Below are 14,666 nucleotides of genomic sequence, written 5' to 3' on the forward strand. Positions count from 1 at the left end.
TATTCGAAAAATTTAAATATAAAAGGTGAATTTTTATGTAACTACAGTTATAATATTTGTATACTATAGAAAAAGGAGGACTGCCGATGATAACCGGTCAGTTAGGGCGAGCATTCCAATTAGCGGAAAAACATAAGCTCGACGTAAATACAATTTTAGAGTTGACGAAAGTGATTGCAAAAGAAGTAAATAATTCCCCGAAAATCGAGGAAAAAATATTACAGCAAATGATCCAAATTTTAGAAAACAATAAAACAATACTTAAGGAGGCAACATAAAAATTGACGCAAACGATTGAGCTCTACGATGACTTAGACACATTTGACTAAAGGCGCTACTCAGCAAACGAAATACGAGTAGCGCCTTTTATAATGCCTATTTTTATACATATTGATACGGATAGTAAAATCGGAATTCAGTGATAGCCACATTATGAAAACTAGTCTTTTCAAACGAATTTTTAGCAGGGACGTGTATTTCTCCGCACAAGCACTTATAATAAACGAAGAACATCGTTTAGGAGTGAATAAATTGACACATGCAGATCATACATACTTAAACTTATTACAACATATTTTGGACAACGGTACAGACAAATCCGATCGCACAGGAACAGGCACGCGCAGTGTTTTCGGTTATCAAATGCGCTTCAATTTACAGGAAGGCTTCCCGCTGCTAACGACGAAGCGTGTACCGTTTAAACATGTAGCAAGCGAGTTGCTATGGTTTATGAAAGGCGATACAAACATTCGCTATTTACTTCAACATAGCAATCATATTTGGGATGAGTGGGCATTCAAAAAATGGGTTGAATCTGATGAATACCGTGGTCCTGACATGACGGATTTTGGACGGCGTATACTCGTTGATGAAGCATTTAATGAGCAGTACAAAAAGGAGCTCGCTTCATTTTGCGAGCGTGTGCTAAATGATGATGAATTTGCGGCGAAATATGGGGATTTAGGCAATGTATACGGGAAACAGTGGCGCAACTGGACAACGTCGGAGGGTGAATCGATTGACCAGCTGCACGATGCGATAAATTTGATTAAGCAAAGCCCGGATTCGAGGAGAATTATCGTCAATGCGTGGAATCCGGAAGATGTGATTGATGCAGGAGGGAAAGGCAGTAAAGCAGCTTTACCGCCATGTCATGCAATGTTCCAGTTTTATGTAGCGGACGGAAAACTAAGCTGCATGCTCACACAGCGCAGTGCAGACACGTTTTTAGGCGTACCATTTAACATAGCTAGCTATTCGCTTTTAACTTATTTAATTGCACATGAATGCGGTCTGCAGGCGGGAGAGTTTGTCCATAGTATTGCAGATGCTCATATTTATTCGAATCACTTTGATCAAGTAAAGGAGCAGCTCGCACGTGAACCAAAACAATTGCCGACATTAAAGCTTAACAAGGATAAGACATCGATTTTTGATTTTGAGTTGGAAGATATTACGATTGAAAACTATTTCCCGCACCCAGCAATAAAAGCACCAATTGCAGTATAATGGAGGGTTTATTCTATGATTTCACTAATTGTCGCACATGACGAGAATCGTGTAATAGGTTATGAAAATGGGATGCCGTGGCATTTGCCGGGCGATTTGCAATATTTTAAAGAGATGACGATGGGCAAACCGATTATAATGGGCCGCAAAACATTTGAATCCATTGGCCGACCTTTACCCGGACGCCGCAATATTGTAATTACCCGCAATGAGCATTATGAAGCAGCCGAAATTGAAGTTGTCGGCTCCTTACAAGAAGCTTTAGCGCTTGCGAAAGATGCCGAGGAAATCATGATCATTGGGGGGGCACAAATTTTCGAGCAGGCGATGGCATTGGCCGACAGATTATACATTACACATATACACAACAGCTTTAACGGGGATACGTACTTCCCGATTTATGGGAATTGGAGAAAAACATCATGCCGCGAACCGATTAAAGCAGATGAAGGCTACACTTTCCAATATTGTATATACGAAAAATAAAAAAATGGGAGTGCTGAATTTTTAAAGTTCAGCACTCCCGTTTTATTTAATTAAATAAAAATAAACACAGCTTACCATACAGCCACAGCCCGCAATGACAAATAAATGCCAAATGGCGTGGTTATAGGGCAGGCGAGTCCAAGCATAAAAAATCGCGCCGACTGTGAAAAATAATCCACCAAACAGCAGAAGCATAAAGCCATCAAACGTCAAAAAACTATATAATGGCCGAATCGCAAAAATGATGAGCCAGCCCATAAAAATGTATAAAAGCAATGATAATTTTTCGAAACGATGAATGAATAAGCATTTAAAAATAACGCCTATAACCGCGATCGTCCAAATAATGCAAAGCATAATGATACCAACAGTTCCGCCAATTGCTACAAGTAAAAACGGTGTGTACGTACCGGCAATTAATATATATATCGAGGAATGGTCTAAAATCGAAAAAACACGCTTATATTTTTCAGGCACACTATGCAATAATGTCGACATTAAAAACAGCAATATCAATGATGCGCCAAAAATGGAATATGAGGCAATATGTACAGCAGATCCGTTTGCCGCGGAATAAATGATCAATAATATACAGACAGGAATACTAATCGCCAGTCCAATACAATGTGTGATCGCATTCCACAGTTCTTCTTTTAAATTTTTATAATCAAATGCATCGTTTTTTTGCATGATTTATCACACTCCTCTTTATACTAGTATAATTCGACAATAGAATAAACGTGATAGTTGAATGTCATGATGTTATACTGCTATATGTCACTACGAAAAGATGATAGATAATGTCGATTTACGATGACAAATGTCATATTGGTAAACAAATATGATTTCTTTATAATAGTAAAGAAGATAGAAAAAGGATGTGTTTTTTTTGAGTCAAATTCATATCGTTACAGATTCAACATGTGATTTAACAGATGAGGAAATTCAAAAGCATGGGATACATGTAGTGCCATTAACTGTTCAAATTGATGAAAAAACGTATACAGACCGTGTAAATTTGCAACCGGATACATTTATTGATTTATTGAAGACAGCAAAAGAACTACCAAAAAGCTCTCAGCCATCTCCAGGTGCATTCAAGGAATTGTATGATGAACTAGGAAAAGACGGTTCGAAAATCATTTCGATTCATATGACGGGAAGTATGAGCGGTACGTATCAATCCGCCAGCCAAGCGGCGGAAATGAGCGATTCAGACGTAACAGTAATCGATTCACGCTATATTGCCTTTGGTTTAGCTTTCCAGCTTCGTGAAGCGATACGTCTACGGGATGCAGGGTCCACTGTTGAGGAAATTGCGGCAGCGGTCAATAAAGTCCGCGAAAACACGAGACTCTTCGTTGCATTGGATACATTGGAAAATATGGTGAAGGGCGGCCGGATCGGAAAAGGAAAGGCAGTTGTAAGCTCGTTGCTTAACATTAAACCTATCGGCCATTTGGATATTGGCGAAGTGACGATTTGTGCAAAGCCCCGCAGCTACAAGCAGGTCATTAAATTTTTAATGGGCGAATTCGAAAAAGATACGAACGGCAAAAAGGTTTTATCTGTCGGAATTTCCCATGCGAATTCGATGGACACATTAGTTAAGCCATTAATCGAGCAAGTGAAAGCGACAGGCTATAAAGGGAATGTGGAAATTGCCTTTACATCACCCGTAATCAGTACACATACAGGTGAAGGCGCAATTGGCTTTATGTATTATACTGAATAAGAAAAGGTAATTCTGAAGGATGAAAACTTTGGAATTACCTTTTTTAAGTCAAAATAGCAGAAATTCATCATTCAATCATAACATAATATAAAGTAATCGCATTGATTCCATATATACCACAATTTTAAGGCAAAACATTCCTAAAGATGCAGAAAATATTTTATAATGAAATAACAAAAAATAAAGGGGGAGATTGTATGTGGCGTTTATTTATTGCATCGTTCGCTGTCATTGTTTTGTCCGCATGTTCCATTACAGTTGACCCAAAGCTAGAAGAAGGGCAACAGTCCGATAATCCATCAACTGAAAGTAATGAACAATCTGTTTCGGAAGCCGAATTGGAACAGCCAAAAACAACGAGCTTCCTTGATATAATAAGCGATGTGTTTCAACTTAACTGGTCTGATCGTAAAGAAGAAAATGCACAGCATATACTCTATTTAGGCTTAGGGGATTCGTTGACACGCGGTGTCGGGGATGAAACCCTAGATTACGGGTATACAATCCGTTTACAGCAGGAGCTCGAAAAATGGCCGATGATTGAATCTGTGGAACTGGACAATCGGGGGAAAAATGGAAGGCGCAGTGATCAGTTGCTCGCATTATTACAGCGGGGGCATTATGATGAGGAGCTCGCACAAGCAAATCTCATCTCCATATCGCTCGGTGGCAATGATATTATGAAAATCGTGAAAAAAAATTTCTTTTCCATGAAAAAATCCATGTTCGATAAAGAATTGCCGCGTTTTTCTGAACGCTATGAAAAAATCATTGCCGAAATTCGAAAAGTCAATACCGAAGCTCCGATTTTGCTGGTCGGTTTTTACAACCCATTTTCAATCGTAGTAGATGAAGTGACACCTTTTGAACCGATCATTTCTGAATGGAATATGACGATTGAACAACTTGCAGCAAAAGATGGAAAAGCTTGTTTTGTATCGGTAGAGGATTTATTTGTGACAAATGAGGATATGGTATATCATGTAGACTTCTTTCATCCGAACAGCATAGGGTATGATCGCATGGCAAAACGCATTATTGAAACGATGCAAACATGTGATATTGAGCAGATGTCAGACGGTTTAATAGGATTTGAGGAGTGAATATATGAACAAATGGAAAGTAGCCTTTTTGCTATTGGCAGGAGCAGTACTATTAATAGTTGTAAGCATCCTTTATTTCTTAACGTCAGACGTTGAACAAACAAATAGAAATGAACCATTGGCGATTGAGGGAAATGTATTGACGGTAGAAACGACAGCCAAGGAATTTGAAGCAATTGCGAAACAATATTTAGGGGCCGCAATGAAAAATTCTCCAGTACCTGTTGAGCTTGTTGTGGATGACAAAATTTATTTATACAGCACTTTAACCGTGTTTAATATTGAAGTGCCTATCCAGATGGATTTTGAACCAATCGTAAGCAATGGAAATATTATTTTATCTCAGGAGGCCGTCCATGTAGGAAAAATTAATATACAACCAAAAGCGGTATTGAAGCTAATGGAAGGTGCAGTAAATTTCCCGTCATGGATTACTGTCCAGCCGAATGACGAGGAAATTTACGTTGATCTTTCACGAATCAATATTGCTAGTGGATCAAGGGTGCGGGCGAAGGAAATCGATTTGCCGAATGATAAAATAGAACTGGAAGTTATCATTCCAAACGGATCAAACTAGGAGGTAGTTATTATGGCATTACAAAAAGCAACATTTGCAGGGGGATGCTTTTGGTGCATGGTGAAGCCGTTCGATACGCAGCCTGGCATTATCGAGGTCGTATCAGGCTACACAGGCGGGCATGTTGAAAATCCCACATACGAACAAGTTTGCAGTGAAACAACAGGGCATTTAGAGGCAGTTCAGATCACATTCGATCCTAACATTTATCCGTATGAAAAACTGGTCGAGCTTTACTGGACATTAATCGATCCGACTGATGCTGGCGGCCAATTTTATGACCGTGGTGAATCGTATACAACGGCAATTTTTTATCATGATGATGCACAAAAGCAAATTGCGGAGCTTTCTAAGGCAAATTTGCAGGCAAGCGGTAAATTTAAAGCACCGATTGCGGTAAAAATTCTAGAAGCAAAACCGTTTTTCAGTGCGGAAGAATATCATCAATACTATTACAAAAAAAATCCGGCGCATTATGAACGCTATTCAATCGGCTCAGGCCGCGCGGGGTTCATTGAAAAACATTGGGGGCGACATAATGGATAAAGCAAAACGATTGGCTCAATTAACAGACATGCAATATCATGTGACACAAAACCAAGGAACAGAACCACCTTTCCGGAATGAATACAATGATTTGTTTGAAAACGGAATCTATGTTGATATCGTATCCGGAAAGCCGCTTTTCAGCTCAAAGGATAAATATGATGCAGGCTGTGGCTGGCCATCTTTTTCCAAACCTATTGAAGAAGTCGAGGTGACAGAGCATTTTGATAGTTCACATGGTATGCGACGTGTAGAAGTCCGCAGCAAAACGGCCGATTCGCATTTAGGACACGTCTTTCCTGATGGTCCAAAGGAATTGGGCGGATTGCGTTATTGCATCAATTCCGCAGCACTGCGCTTTATCGCCGTAGCAGACCTTGAAAAAGAAGGGTATGGCCATTATTTAAAGATTTTTGAATAGAAAACAACTCGCTCATGGAAACCTCCATGAGCGAGTTATTTTTTGTTAAATTTTAAATTCACTTACAACACTTCGTAAATTGTCTGCTTGGGCTGCCAATTCGACAGCGGACGCATTAATTTCTTCCATTGAAGCAGAGCCCTGTGATGCAGCCGCAGCACTGCGCTCTGTATTGGCAGCAGTGTTATCAGCGATTGCCGAAACATGAACAAAGGAAGAATTCACATCGTGGCTATTGTTTAATGTTTGCTCGATTTGACCAACCATATGTGTTAAGATGTCTGAAGTTTTTTCTGTTTGCAGCAAAATATTCTGCAAGGAATCGGTCGTCTCATTCGTCACCTCGACGCCGCGGATAACTTTTTGTACACCCGTTTCGTTTTGCTCAATAATCGATTTCACTTCTGTTTGAATCGATCCGACAATAGTGGATACTTCGCTTGCAGCAAGTTGTGATTGCTCAGCAAGTTTGCGCACTTCATCTGCTACGACTGCAAAACCTCTTCCATGTTCTCCCGCGCGCGCCGCTTCGATTGCCGCGTTTAAAGCGAGCAGATTTGTTTGCTCGGCAATCGCTGTAATGGTGCTGATAATGGATGTAATATTTTCGGATTTGCGGCCGAGATTTTCCACTGTGGCAGAAGTAGTTGCCATCGTTTCTTCTATTTCTAGCATAACATTGGATGATTGAGTGACAGAATTACTGCCGATATGTGCCGCTTCCTTCATTTGGAAAGCAGCATTCTGAACCTCTAGTGCCTTTTCATTAAGATCATGCATTGATTGCTCGAGTTTCTGCATTTCGTTTGCTGCATTACCGATGCTATTTAAAATCTCGGTGCTATCACCGGCAATGTCAATTGTCGAATTTGCGATCAAATCAATCGTGCGGGCATTTTCATCTGCCAACGCCATCAATTCCTGCGAACTGCCGGATACATTTTCCGCAAGGTCCGAAACGCGCTTAATTAATTTTGAAATCGATTCAATTAAAATATTCGTAGAGTCTGCAATCTGGGAAAATTCATCTTTTGTTTTCAAGTTTACACGTCGTGTTAAATCGCCGCCTGCCTGTGCGATGTCTAAAATCGATTCATTAATCGCAATCGTATTTCTTCGGATCGATTTAGATAATATATAGCCTAGCGAAATAGTTAAAATAATCGCTAGCAACGCCAATACAAAGAATGAGATTTTGGAAGCTAAGGCAAATTGCTCTAAATCAGTGATCGTTTCTTCGTTGCGTTGTTCGAGAATTTGTATGAGCTTTGTCGTGTTTTCATCAATATATGCTTTAAAGTTTTGGCTTCCGCTATTTGAAAAGAGCTTTGCTGCATTTTCATAGCCATATTTTTGACGTACTTCGATTGTCGATTTAGAATAGGATAAATAATTTGCATAAAATTGCTGAATGAGACCAACAATTTTAAGCTCTTCCTCATGGTTGCCAAGTGAAGCTTGGACAGAAGTTAAATTTGTATTAATCTCTTCTTTAGTATCTTCATATAATTGAAGATACTTTTCGTCGCCTGTGATCAAAAATGTCTGTTCATGGCTTGAAAGCTTTGCGATGTCAGAGGCGAGATTATTAATGAGCATTTGCTGCTTTAAATTCTCGTCCGCAAAATCACGTAAGCTATTTTGCAAATTCGTTATATTAATATACGACAATATTTGCATAGAAAGGATAATCGCCATTAAAATAGTGAAGGCTATTAATATTTTTCCGCGAATGAGATGAATAAATTTAAATGGTGTTTTGCCACTTTTTATCTTTTTGTTGTTTTTTTCTTTGATAGGCGCTGATTTCTTTTTCTTTCGCAAAAAACTCACCATCTTTCTGAAAAGTCAATATTTTATTATTCTACTACATAAATGGAAATATTACACTATTTATTGTAAAAATTTATATGAAGGGGGAAATATATTGAAGAAATCATTTTATCATTATGTGCTTACATTTAGAGGGGGAGAATGGGCGGATGAAAAAGTCCGTTTTGCGGAAAGTATGTTTGTTGATCATGCATTCCCGAAAACCTCTGATGATTTTGAGGAACTTTCGAACTATATTGAACTTCAATCAAATGAGTATTTGACAATAGGCGCATTTGATATTCTTTGGGATTTGTATAAAAGCAAATACTGCTAGCAATCGATGTTTTGCATGCAGCTTATTTTTTAGGGTATAGTTTAATTAGGTGTACGACACAATTCAATCGGCTATGTTTTTGACTAAATATTGTATTTAGCGCACTATTTTTTATAAAGAAGGACGTCTAACGATTGAATATTTATACGAAAACGTTTACAATTTAAAAGAATGATGATGAAAAGAGGTTTTATTGATGAGCGTTCATATTAATGCCAAACAAGGCGAAATCGCAGAAATCGTATTATTACCAGGAGATCCGTTGCGCGCAAAATATATTGCGGAAACATTTTTGGAAGATGTAGTGCAATATAACGAAGTGCGAAATATTTTGGGCTATACAGGAACATATAAAGGCAAACGTGTTTCTGTGCAAGGTACAGGCATGGGTGTACCTTCGATTTCGATTTATGCTACTGAATTAATGCAAGAATACGGTGTGAAAAAGCTAATTCGTGTAGGTACTTGCGGAGCGATCCAAAAAGATGTTAAAGTGCGTGACGTGATTATTGCACAATCTTCTTCAACAGATTCAAATATGAACCGCGTTATTTTCGGAGGTGCGCTTGACTATGCACCAACAGCGGACTTTGATTTATTATTGAAAGCTTACAATGCAGCTAAAGAAGCGAATTTAAATGTACGTGTGGGCAACATTTTTACAGCGGATATGTTCTACTCTGACGAAGCGCAAAACGAAAAATTGGCGCAATATGGTGTACTGGCAGTCGAAATGGAAACATCTGCACTTTACACATTGGCTGCAAAATTCGGCCGTCAAGCACTAACTGTATTAACAGTATCTGACCACATCCTGACAGGTGAAGTAACAACTTCAGAAGAACGTCAAACAACGTTCAATGATATGATGGTTATTGCGCTTGAGGCAGCGATTCAGGATTAATTAATTATTATTAAAATGAGCACTATGCAAGCAAATATGCTTGTACAGTGCTCATTTTTTAATGCAATATGAAAAAATCAACCCGCCCCGAATAATTTAATCGGGGAGAGGTGATTTGACTTAAACACTATTACCATATTCATCTAATCCCTAAATGAAATGTAATCAGTTTTCTGCAGCTTTCTCTTTGGATTTCCACTCTATTCCACTTGAAACACATCCAAAAGTCACAATTAGTAAAATAACAAAAAGTGTATTATGTAACCAATACGGCATAAAATAAACTCCCTTCCAATAGACGTATCACAGCTTTTCCGGCATAACGATATTCGCTATCGAAAGCCGGCAATAGCTTCAAATAATCGCTATGACCCCAATAAGTTTAACATATTAGAAGAGGAAATACATTGATTTAAGCGTCATGAATATTTTAGTAATATACTTTATTTGCGGCAACATGCTTTAACCGTTCCATAACATTATCTTTCATCAATTGTCAGCTTTAATAGACGGTAAATAATAAAAGCCCCTGAATATGAACCGGTCAGAAGGAAAAACGGATTTAAAAAAATTGCATGAATCGCCGTCATAAATACAGCGTCGTCAATAATGATTTGATAAACAGAAGTAGACAATATGACACCGAAAATAACGACGGAAATCACGGCGGCAGCATTCAAAATAATTTGGAACTGCTCGCTTTTTTTCGTAAGATAAAGCATGAAAACGGGCACTATAATAATTGAAGCGATAAGAATGATTTTCAAACAAACCACGCCTTTTTTAAAAATAATGCCCTTTTCCAGTCGTTAATAAACAAGCAGTCAATCTGTTTATAGCTCATATACCTGTTTTTAATAACAAATTGTACCATTAAAATCCGGCATAACGGATATACCTTGTGGGCAAACTGGCTTTACTATGGAAAAACACTGTTTTGCATTCGTGTGGCGATGAGCAAAGCGATGAGAGGTGAAGGAAATGAGTCAAGAAGTAGCGAAGAAATTTGTCGATCGCATATCAAGTACAGTTGACCCGTTAGCGAATATTGTCACAATCAGTCTTTTTTGTGAAAATGCGATAAATCATCTTATTCACGAGAAATTGCCGAAAGTAAAAAATTTTAAGGATAATAGCACATATATCCCAATGGCCAGCTCTAATTACAGTACAAAATTATATTCTGTTTATGCATTAGGCCTAATCGAGGAAAAACTGTTTGAAAATTTGTGGCTATTGAATTACTGGCGAAATAAGGCGGCCCATAATATTAGCGTAGATATAAAGGCATTGCCTATGGGCTTTCATATTTTTGATGATGTAAATCTTAGAATCGCCCCGGAGATGAGCGAAAATGAAATTGTGATTGGAATTGGTTTGACTACGTACAAAGAATTACACGTATTTTTACATGAACGATATAGTATTGAATTAAATTGGTGAGAGGGTGAAGGGGCTGTCCGAAAAAATCGATATCCACGATTTTTTCTTGGCAGCCCCTTTGCGAAAAGCAGCAACCGGATTACAAAGCCACCAATATGTTTTTGCCAAACTTTATGTTCTTCCCAGTACATAAATCTATCAGCGTTTCCTGTATGCCATTCATATATTTTCTAACATAATCATATTTAGAAGAGATTAATATATTAAAAAAGGGTATATATGAGTGAACTTTATTTCAGGAAGGGTTGAAGCATTTTGAAAAAACGATACTTTTTCACAGCTACAGCAATGTCATTAGCATTTATTTCAGCATGTGGTGATACGGCTGCACCGGTAAGCGGCACTAAAGATGAATCAAATTTGACTTTAGAGCAAGTATTTGAAAAAGCGATGGAACGCCAACAAAATTTGAAGAGTGTGCATGCGGTGGCGACGATGGATCAAGCGACGAACGTGATGATGGATGGGGAAACGATGCAATTAACGAGTGCTTCGAATTTGGAAATGGACATTCAGCAAAACCCGCTGGCTATGTACACTAAAGGCACGGTCGAAATGAATATGGGAAGCGAAAATTATGAAATGCCATTGGAAATGTATATGACTGAGGAAGACGGATTTTACTTGCTAAATGGCGACACGAATGAATGGCTAAAGCTCCCTGAGGAACAATATACCCAAATGTTGGCGCAAGCCGGAGCGCAGGCAGATGCGACAGAGCAACTGAAACAGCTTGAGCAATTTGTGGATGATTTTGCATTTGAGCAAGATGATGAAAACTATTTACTGACGCTGAATATCGAAGGCGAGAAGTTTAAACAATTTATGCTTGCTCAAATGGGGGCAAGCCTAGGTGAATCGATGGAAATGAGCGGCGACATTTTGGCGAATATGTCATTTGAAGATTCTGAGTATAATATCGTCGTTGCAAAAGACACATTCGATACGAAGGAAATTGATTTGGATTTAAAAATAATTACAAATATCGACGGCCAGGAAACAACTATTGAAAACGATGCGAAGATTGTCTATTCAAAATTCGATGTAGTAAAATCGATTGAAATACCTAATGAAGTAAAAAACAAAGCAAAAACAGAATAATTGGCTGGCAGTGAACTCGCTTTTGCGTAATTTCACTGCTTTTTGCCATTACATAGGAAACTAAATAAAAAAAATGGCGTCTGTCCTTTTCTAGTCGCACGTAAACTGATATTATTGGTATAGTGTGACATCAGTCAGTGTAAAAATGAGAGTGGTGAAATTTAAATGGATGAACAAAAAAGAGACGAGGAACAAACAGAAGTGAGTGAGCAGCAAGTCAAAAGCGTAAAGCCTGCCGGCAAGCATATACGCTTGAAACCATTTGCCTTCATTATGCTCATTTTCCTAACAATTTTATGTACAGCCGGTTTGACTATTTTTGCGTTAACATTCGGTGAGCAAAAAGTTGTCGAGGTAAAAGTGCCGGTTGAACGAACAGAATTTAAAAAGCTGTATGAAGCATATGATGCTCTTCAGCAAAAATATTATGAAGAAGTAAATGAAGAAGAAGTGGTGTACGGTGCGATTAACGGAATGTTCGATGCATTGGGGGACCCTTATTCGGATTATATGAACAAAGATGAGGCCAATTCATTTAATGAAAGTCTATCCTCTAGCTTCCAAGGAATTGGTGCAGAAATTCAAGAGCGAAATGGGTATATCATGATCGTCTCGCCAATTAAAAACACACCTGCCGAAAAAGCTGGTTTACAGCCGAAAGATATGGTGCTGGCCGTCGATGGCAAAAGCGTGAAAGGAATGAGCTCGACAGAAGCGGTCTTATTAATCCGCGGCGAAAAAGGGTCAGAAGTGACTTTGACAATCCAGCGTGGAGACGCAGACAGCTTTGATATTACGCTAGTGCGTGATGATATCCCAGTGGAAACTGTATATGGGGATATAGATGAAGCGGGCATTGCACATTTCCAAATTACGTCTTTTAGCGAAAATACAGCAGCAGAGCTTGAAAAACTGTTAACCGAATACGAAAAACAAGGAATGAAAGGAATTGTTTTGGATGTTCGCCAAAATCCTGGCGGGTTTTTAAAAGCAGCGATCGACATTTCGAACTTATTCGTCGAAGAGGGCAAGACCATTGTACAGATCCAAGAGCGCGATTTAGAGCCGCAAATTGTTGCAGCGGACAATCGTACAAAATATAAGCAGCCTGTAACAGTATTGATCGACGAAGGCAGTGCTTCCGCTTCCGAAATTTTGGCAGGTGCCTTAAAAGAGTCGGCAGGTGCAAAAATCGTCGGTTTAAATTCGTTCGGCAAAGGGACGATGCAAGAAATCATTTATATGGAAGACGGAGCCAATTTAAAATTCACTACAGGCAAATGGTTGACGCCAGACGGCAATTGGGTGAATGAAAAAGGAATCGCCCCTGACGTGAAAGTCGACTATCCTGATTATGCATCATTGCCTTATATTGATCCAAGTCAGCAATACGAACAAGGTGCCGAGCATGCGGTCATTAAAACAGCAGAGCGCATTTTGGAAGTGCTGGGCTATGAACCGGGTAAAGTGGACACAATATTTGATGAAGCGACAGAGGCTGCATTAAAAGCATATGAGCAAGATAATGAACTGGAAGTAACGGGTATTTTAACGGGCGATACGACATATGCCTTAATGGATGCAATTAGCGAAAAACTGAAAACAGATGATCCGCAAATTTTAAAGGCAAAAGAGTTACTAGGTGTGAAGGCAGCGGAAACATCTGCTGGCGAATAAAAAAGATGGGCTGGTAAAAAGTGCATATCACTTTATTGCCGGTCCATTATTATAGGAAGTGAAAACATGAAAGATGTGTATTTATTCAGTGGATTTTTAGGTAGTGGGAAAACATCCATGTTAATAGATGTAATACGCCAACTTAAAGAAGCCAATTTAAAACCTGCTGTTATTATGAATGAATTAGGAAAACTTCCATTTGATTCACAGGCGGTAGAAGAGGATGTCCCATTGAAAGAAATGCTGGAAGGCTGTATTTGCTGTAGCGGTGCAGAAAAGACCGAAGCGCAAATTCAATCGCTTTTACACGACCAGCAGTTTGATGTGCTCATTATTGAAACAACAGGTGCCGCACATCCGGTAGAAGCGCTCGATGCTGTCTATTCGCCGCTATTTGCGGAACAGTTGAATATTAAAGGAATCGTTACGGTTGCCGATAGTCGCCTATGGCTGGACCGCTCCAGCCTGACACCGCAAGTTCGCTCGCTATTCATGGAGCAAATTCGTCATGCACATTTACTATTGGCGAATAAAACAGACTTGCTAACTGATTCAGAACAAGCGCAAGTCGTATATGAGCTGCAAGGATTCAACCCGAATGCCTTTATTTTGCAAACGACAAATGCGCGCGTTCCACTGAAACTATTGCACAATATGCAATCGACTGCTCGTATTTCAAAGAAAGATATTGTACCTGCCCGTATCGGGGAGAGCTTTAATTTAGGCTCCCGGCTAATTCAATTTGATGGAAGCTTCACACAAGAGCAGTTTGAAAATTGGGTGCGTGCATTGCCGGATACCGTATACCGGATGAAAGGATATGTGCCTATTGAAGGAATTAAGAATCCAATGCTGTTTCAATATGCGTACGGCATGGTGCAATGGCTGCCTGAATATGTGAAGATGGCACCGAGTTTAGTAATGATTGGCGAAAACATAAAAGATGTCGAAGTAATTGGTCATTCATAATTCGTCAATAGCTTTTCAGATGCAATGTTTGAGGAAACTGGATAAA

Annotated in this window: 17 protein-coding genes; 14 read left to right on the top strand and 3 right to left on the bottom strand. The window is 39.0% G+C overall.

The annotated features are described in order from the left end of the window. The first annotated feature begins 86 nt into the window (after positions 1 to 86). The 3 genes from ACTHOQ_RS06065 to folA all read left to right on the top strand — a co-directional run bounded on the left by ACTHOQ_RS06065 (position 87) and on the right by folA (position 1,995). On the top strand, positions 87 to 278 hold the full coding sequence (locus tag ACTHOQ_RS06065) for an ABC transporter permease (protein ID WP_440494848.1): 192 nt from the start codon (positions 87 to 89) through the stop codon (positions 276 to 278). Positions 279 to 531: 253 nt separating this feature from the next. Beyond that, a complete protein-coding gene (locus tag ACTHOQ_RS06070; protein ID WP_440494849.1) occupies positions 532 to 1,509 on the top strand; it encodes a thymidylate synthase in 978 nt (325 codons plus the stop codon). A 15-nt stretch (positions 1,510 to 1,524) separates the two neighbouring features. Next, positions 1,525 to 1,995: a type 3 dihydrofolate reductase gene (gene folA / locus ACTHOQ_RS06075; RefSeq protein ID WP_440494851.1), complete on the top strand. Its 471-nt coding sequence runs from the start codon at positions 1,525 to 1,527 to the stop codon at positions 1,993 to 1,995. Between the two features lie 42 nt (positions 1,996 to 2,037). Here folA and trhA read toward each other — a convergent pair whose 3' ends face one another. Continuing rightward, positions 2,038 to 2,685 (bottom strand): PAQR family membrane homeostasis protein TrhA, encoded by a 648-nt coding sequence (trhA, locus tag ACTHOQ_RS06080; protein ID WP_440494852.1) that lies wholly within the window; start codon positions 2,683 to 2,685, stop codon positions 2,038 to 2,040. Between the two features lie 199 nt (positions 2,686 to 2,884). On the opposite strand from trhA, the gene ACTHOQ_RS06085 reads away from it, so the two are divergent. The 5 genes from ACTHOQ_RS06085 (at position 2,885) to msrB (ending at position 6,377) form a co-directional block, all read left to right on the top strand. Next, positions 2,885 to 3,730: a DegV family protein gene (locus ACTHOQ_RS06085; RefSeq protein ID WP_440494853.1), complete on the top strand. Its 846-nt coding sequence runs from the start codon at positions 2,885 to 2,887 to the stop codon at positions 3,728 to 3,730. A gap of 197 nt (positions 3,731 to 3,927) precedes the next feature. Then, on the top strand, positions 3,928 to 4,833 hold the full coding sequence (locus ACTHOQ_RS06090; protein ID WP_440494854.1) for a GDSL-type esterase/lipase family protein: 906 nt from the start codon (positions 3,928 to 3,930) through the stop codon (positions 4,831 to 4,833). A gap of 4 nt (positions 4,834 to 4,837) precedes the next feature. Then, the gene (locus tag ACTHOQ_RS06095) at positions 4,838 to 5,410 is read left to right on the top strand and encodes a YpmS family protein (protein ID WP_440494856.1); all 573 of its coding nucleotides are present in this window, start codon (positions 4,838 to 4,840) and stop codon (positions 5,408 to 5,410) included. A gap of 12 nt (positions 5,411 to 5,422) precedes the next feature. Continuing rightward, the gene (gene msrA, locus ACTHOQ_RS06100; protein WP_440494857.1) at positions 5,423 to 5,956 is read left to right on the top strand and encodes a peptide-methionine (S)-S-oxide reductase MsrA; all 534 of its coding nucleotides are present in this window, start codon (positions 5,423 to 5,425) and stop codon (positions 5,954 to 5,956) included. Further along, positions 5,949 to 6,377 carry a peptide-methionine (R)-S-oxide reductase MsrB gene (gene msrB, locus ACTHOQ_RS06105; RefSeq protein WP_440494858.1) on the top strand — a complete coding sequence of 143 codons (429 nt, stop codon included), beginning with the start codon at positions 5,949 to 5,951 and terminating at the stop codon, positions 6,375 to 6,377. Before msrA ends, msrB begins: the two co-directional genes overlap by 8 nt. A gap of 45 nt (positions 6,378 to 6,422) precedes the next feature. Here the strand turns inward: msrB and ACTHOQ_RS06110 are convergent, their stop codons facing one another. Next, positions 6,423 to 8,210, bottom strand: coding sequence for a methyl-accepting chemotaxis protein (locus ACTHOQ_RS06110; protein ID WP_440494859.1), 1,788 nt, complete (start codon positions 8,208 to 8,210; stop codon positions 6,423 to 6,425). Positions 8,211 to 8,304: 94 nt separating this feature from the next. On the opposite strand from ACTHOQ_RS06110, the gene ACTHOQ_RS06115 reads away from it, so the two are divergent. Both ACTHOQ_RS06115 and deoD read left to right on the top strand, forming a co-directional pair. Next, entirely contained in the window at positions 8,305 to 8,526 is a 222-nt protein-coding gene (locus tag ACTHOQ_RS06115; RefSeq protein WP_440494860.1) for a YozE family protein, read from the top strand. A gap of 196 nt (positions 8,527 to 8,722) precedes the next feature. Further along, positions 8,723 to 9,430 (top strand): purine-nucleoside phosphorylase, encoded by a 708-nt coding sequence (deoD, locus tag ACTHOQ_RS06120; protein WP_440494861.1) that lies wholly within the window; start codon positions 8,723 to 8,725, stop codon positions 9,428 to 9,430. 479 nt (positions 9,431 to 9,909) lie between these two features. On the opposite strand, the gene ACTHOQ_RS06125 is transcribed toward deoD, so the two are convergent. Continuing rightward, positions 9,910 to 10,197, bottom strand: coding sequence for a transposase (locus ACTHOQ_RS06125; RefSeq protein WP_440494862.1), 288 nt, complete (start codon positions 10,195 to 10,197; stop codon positions 9,910 to 9,912). Positions 10,198 to 10,411: 214 nt separating this feature from the next. Here ACTHOQ_RS06125 and ACTHOQ_RS06130 point away from each other — a divergent pair, with 214 nt between their 5' ends. From ACTHOQ_RS06130 to ACTHOQ_RS06145, 4 genes are all read left to right on the top strand, one after another. Further along, positions 10,412 to 10,873: an RND transporter gene (locus tag ACTHOQ_RS06130; RefSeq protein ID WP_440494863.1), complete on the top strand. Its 462-nt coding sequence runs from the start codon at positions 10,412 to 10,414 to the stop codon at positions 10,871 to 10,873. A 255-nt stretch (positions 10,874 to 11,128) separates the two neighbouring features. Then, a complete protein-coding gene (locus tag ACTHOQ_RS06135; RefSeq protein ID WP_440494864.1) occupies positions 11,129 to 11,974 on the top strand; it encodes a DUF6612 family protein in 846 nt (281 codons plus the stop codon). A 165-nt stretch (positions 11,975 to 12,139) separates the two neighbouring features. After that, entirely contained in the window at positions 12,140 to 13,651 is a 1,512-nt protein-coding gene (locus tag ACTHOQ_RS06140) for a lmo1851 family serine protease (RefSeq protein WP_440494865.1), read from the top strand. A 66-nt stretch (positions 13,652 to 13,717) separates the two neighbouring features. After that, positions 13,718 to 14,620, top strand: coding sequence for a CobW family GTP-binding protein (locus ACTHOQ_RS06145; protein WP_440494866.1), 903 nt, complete (start codon positions 13,718 to 13,720; stop codon positions 14,618 to 14,620). Positions 14,621 to 14,666: the final 46 nt, after the last annotated feature.

It is taken from the genome of Solibacillus silvestris, from assembly GCF_051967575.1.
Lineage (GTDB): Bacteria > Bacillota > Bacilli > Bacillales_A > Planococcaceae > Solibacillus > Solibacillus silvestris_B.

Excerpts from the sequence above, each read along its gene's own strand:
- ACTHOQ_RS06065 (WP_440494848.1), top strand. The coding sequence starts at position 87 with ATGATAACCGGTCAGTTAGGGCGAGCATTCCAATTAGCGGAAAAACAT.
- folA (WP_440494851.1), top strand. The coding sequence starts at position 1,525 with ATGATTTCACTAATTGTCGCACATGACGAGAATCGTGTAATAGGTTAT.
- trhA (WP_440494852.1), bottom strand. The coding sequence starts at position 2,685 with ATGCAAAAAAACGATGCATTTGATTATAAAAATTTAAAAGAAGAACTG.
- ACTHOQ_RS06090 (WP_440494854.1), top strand. The coding sequence starts at position 3,928 with ATGTGGCGTTTATTTATTGCATCGTTCGCTGTCATTGTTTTGTCCGCA.
- ACTHOQ_RS06095 (WP_440494856.1), top strand. The coding sequence starts at position 4,838 with ATGAACAAATGGAAAGTAGCCTTTTTGCTATTGGCAGGAGCAGTACTA.
- msrA (WP_440494857.1), top strand. The coding sequence starts at position 5,423 with ATGGCATTACAAAAAGCAACATTTGCAGGGGGATGCTTTTGGTGCATG.
- msrB (WP_440494858.1), top strand. The coding sequence starts at position 5,949 with ATGGATAAAGCAAAACGATTGGCTCAATTAACAGACATGCAATATCAT.
- deoD (WP_440494861.1), top strand. The coding sequence starts at position 8,723 with ATGAGCGTTCATATTAATGCCAAACAAGGCGAAATCGCAGAAATCGTA.
- ACTHOQ_RS06130 (WP_440494863.1), top strand. The coding sequence starts at position 10,412 with ATGAGTCAAGAAGTAGCGAAGAAATTTGTCGATCGCATATCAAGTACA.
- ACTHOQ_RS06140 (WP_440494865.1), top strand. The coding sequence starts at position 12,140 with ATGGATGAACAAAAAAGAGACGAGGAACAAACAGAAGTGAGTGAGCAG.
- ACTHOQ_RS06145 (WP_440494866.1), top strand. The coding sequence starts at position 13,718 with ATGAAAGATGTGTATTTATTCAGTGGATTTTTAGGTAGTGGGAAAACA.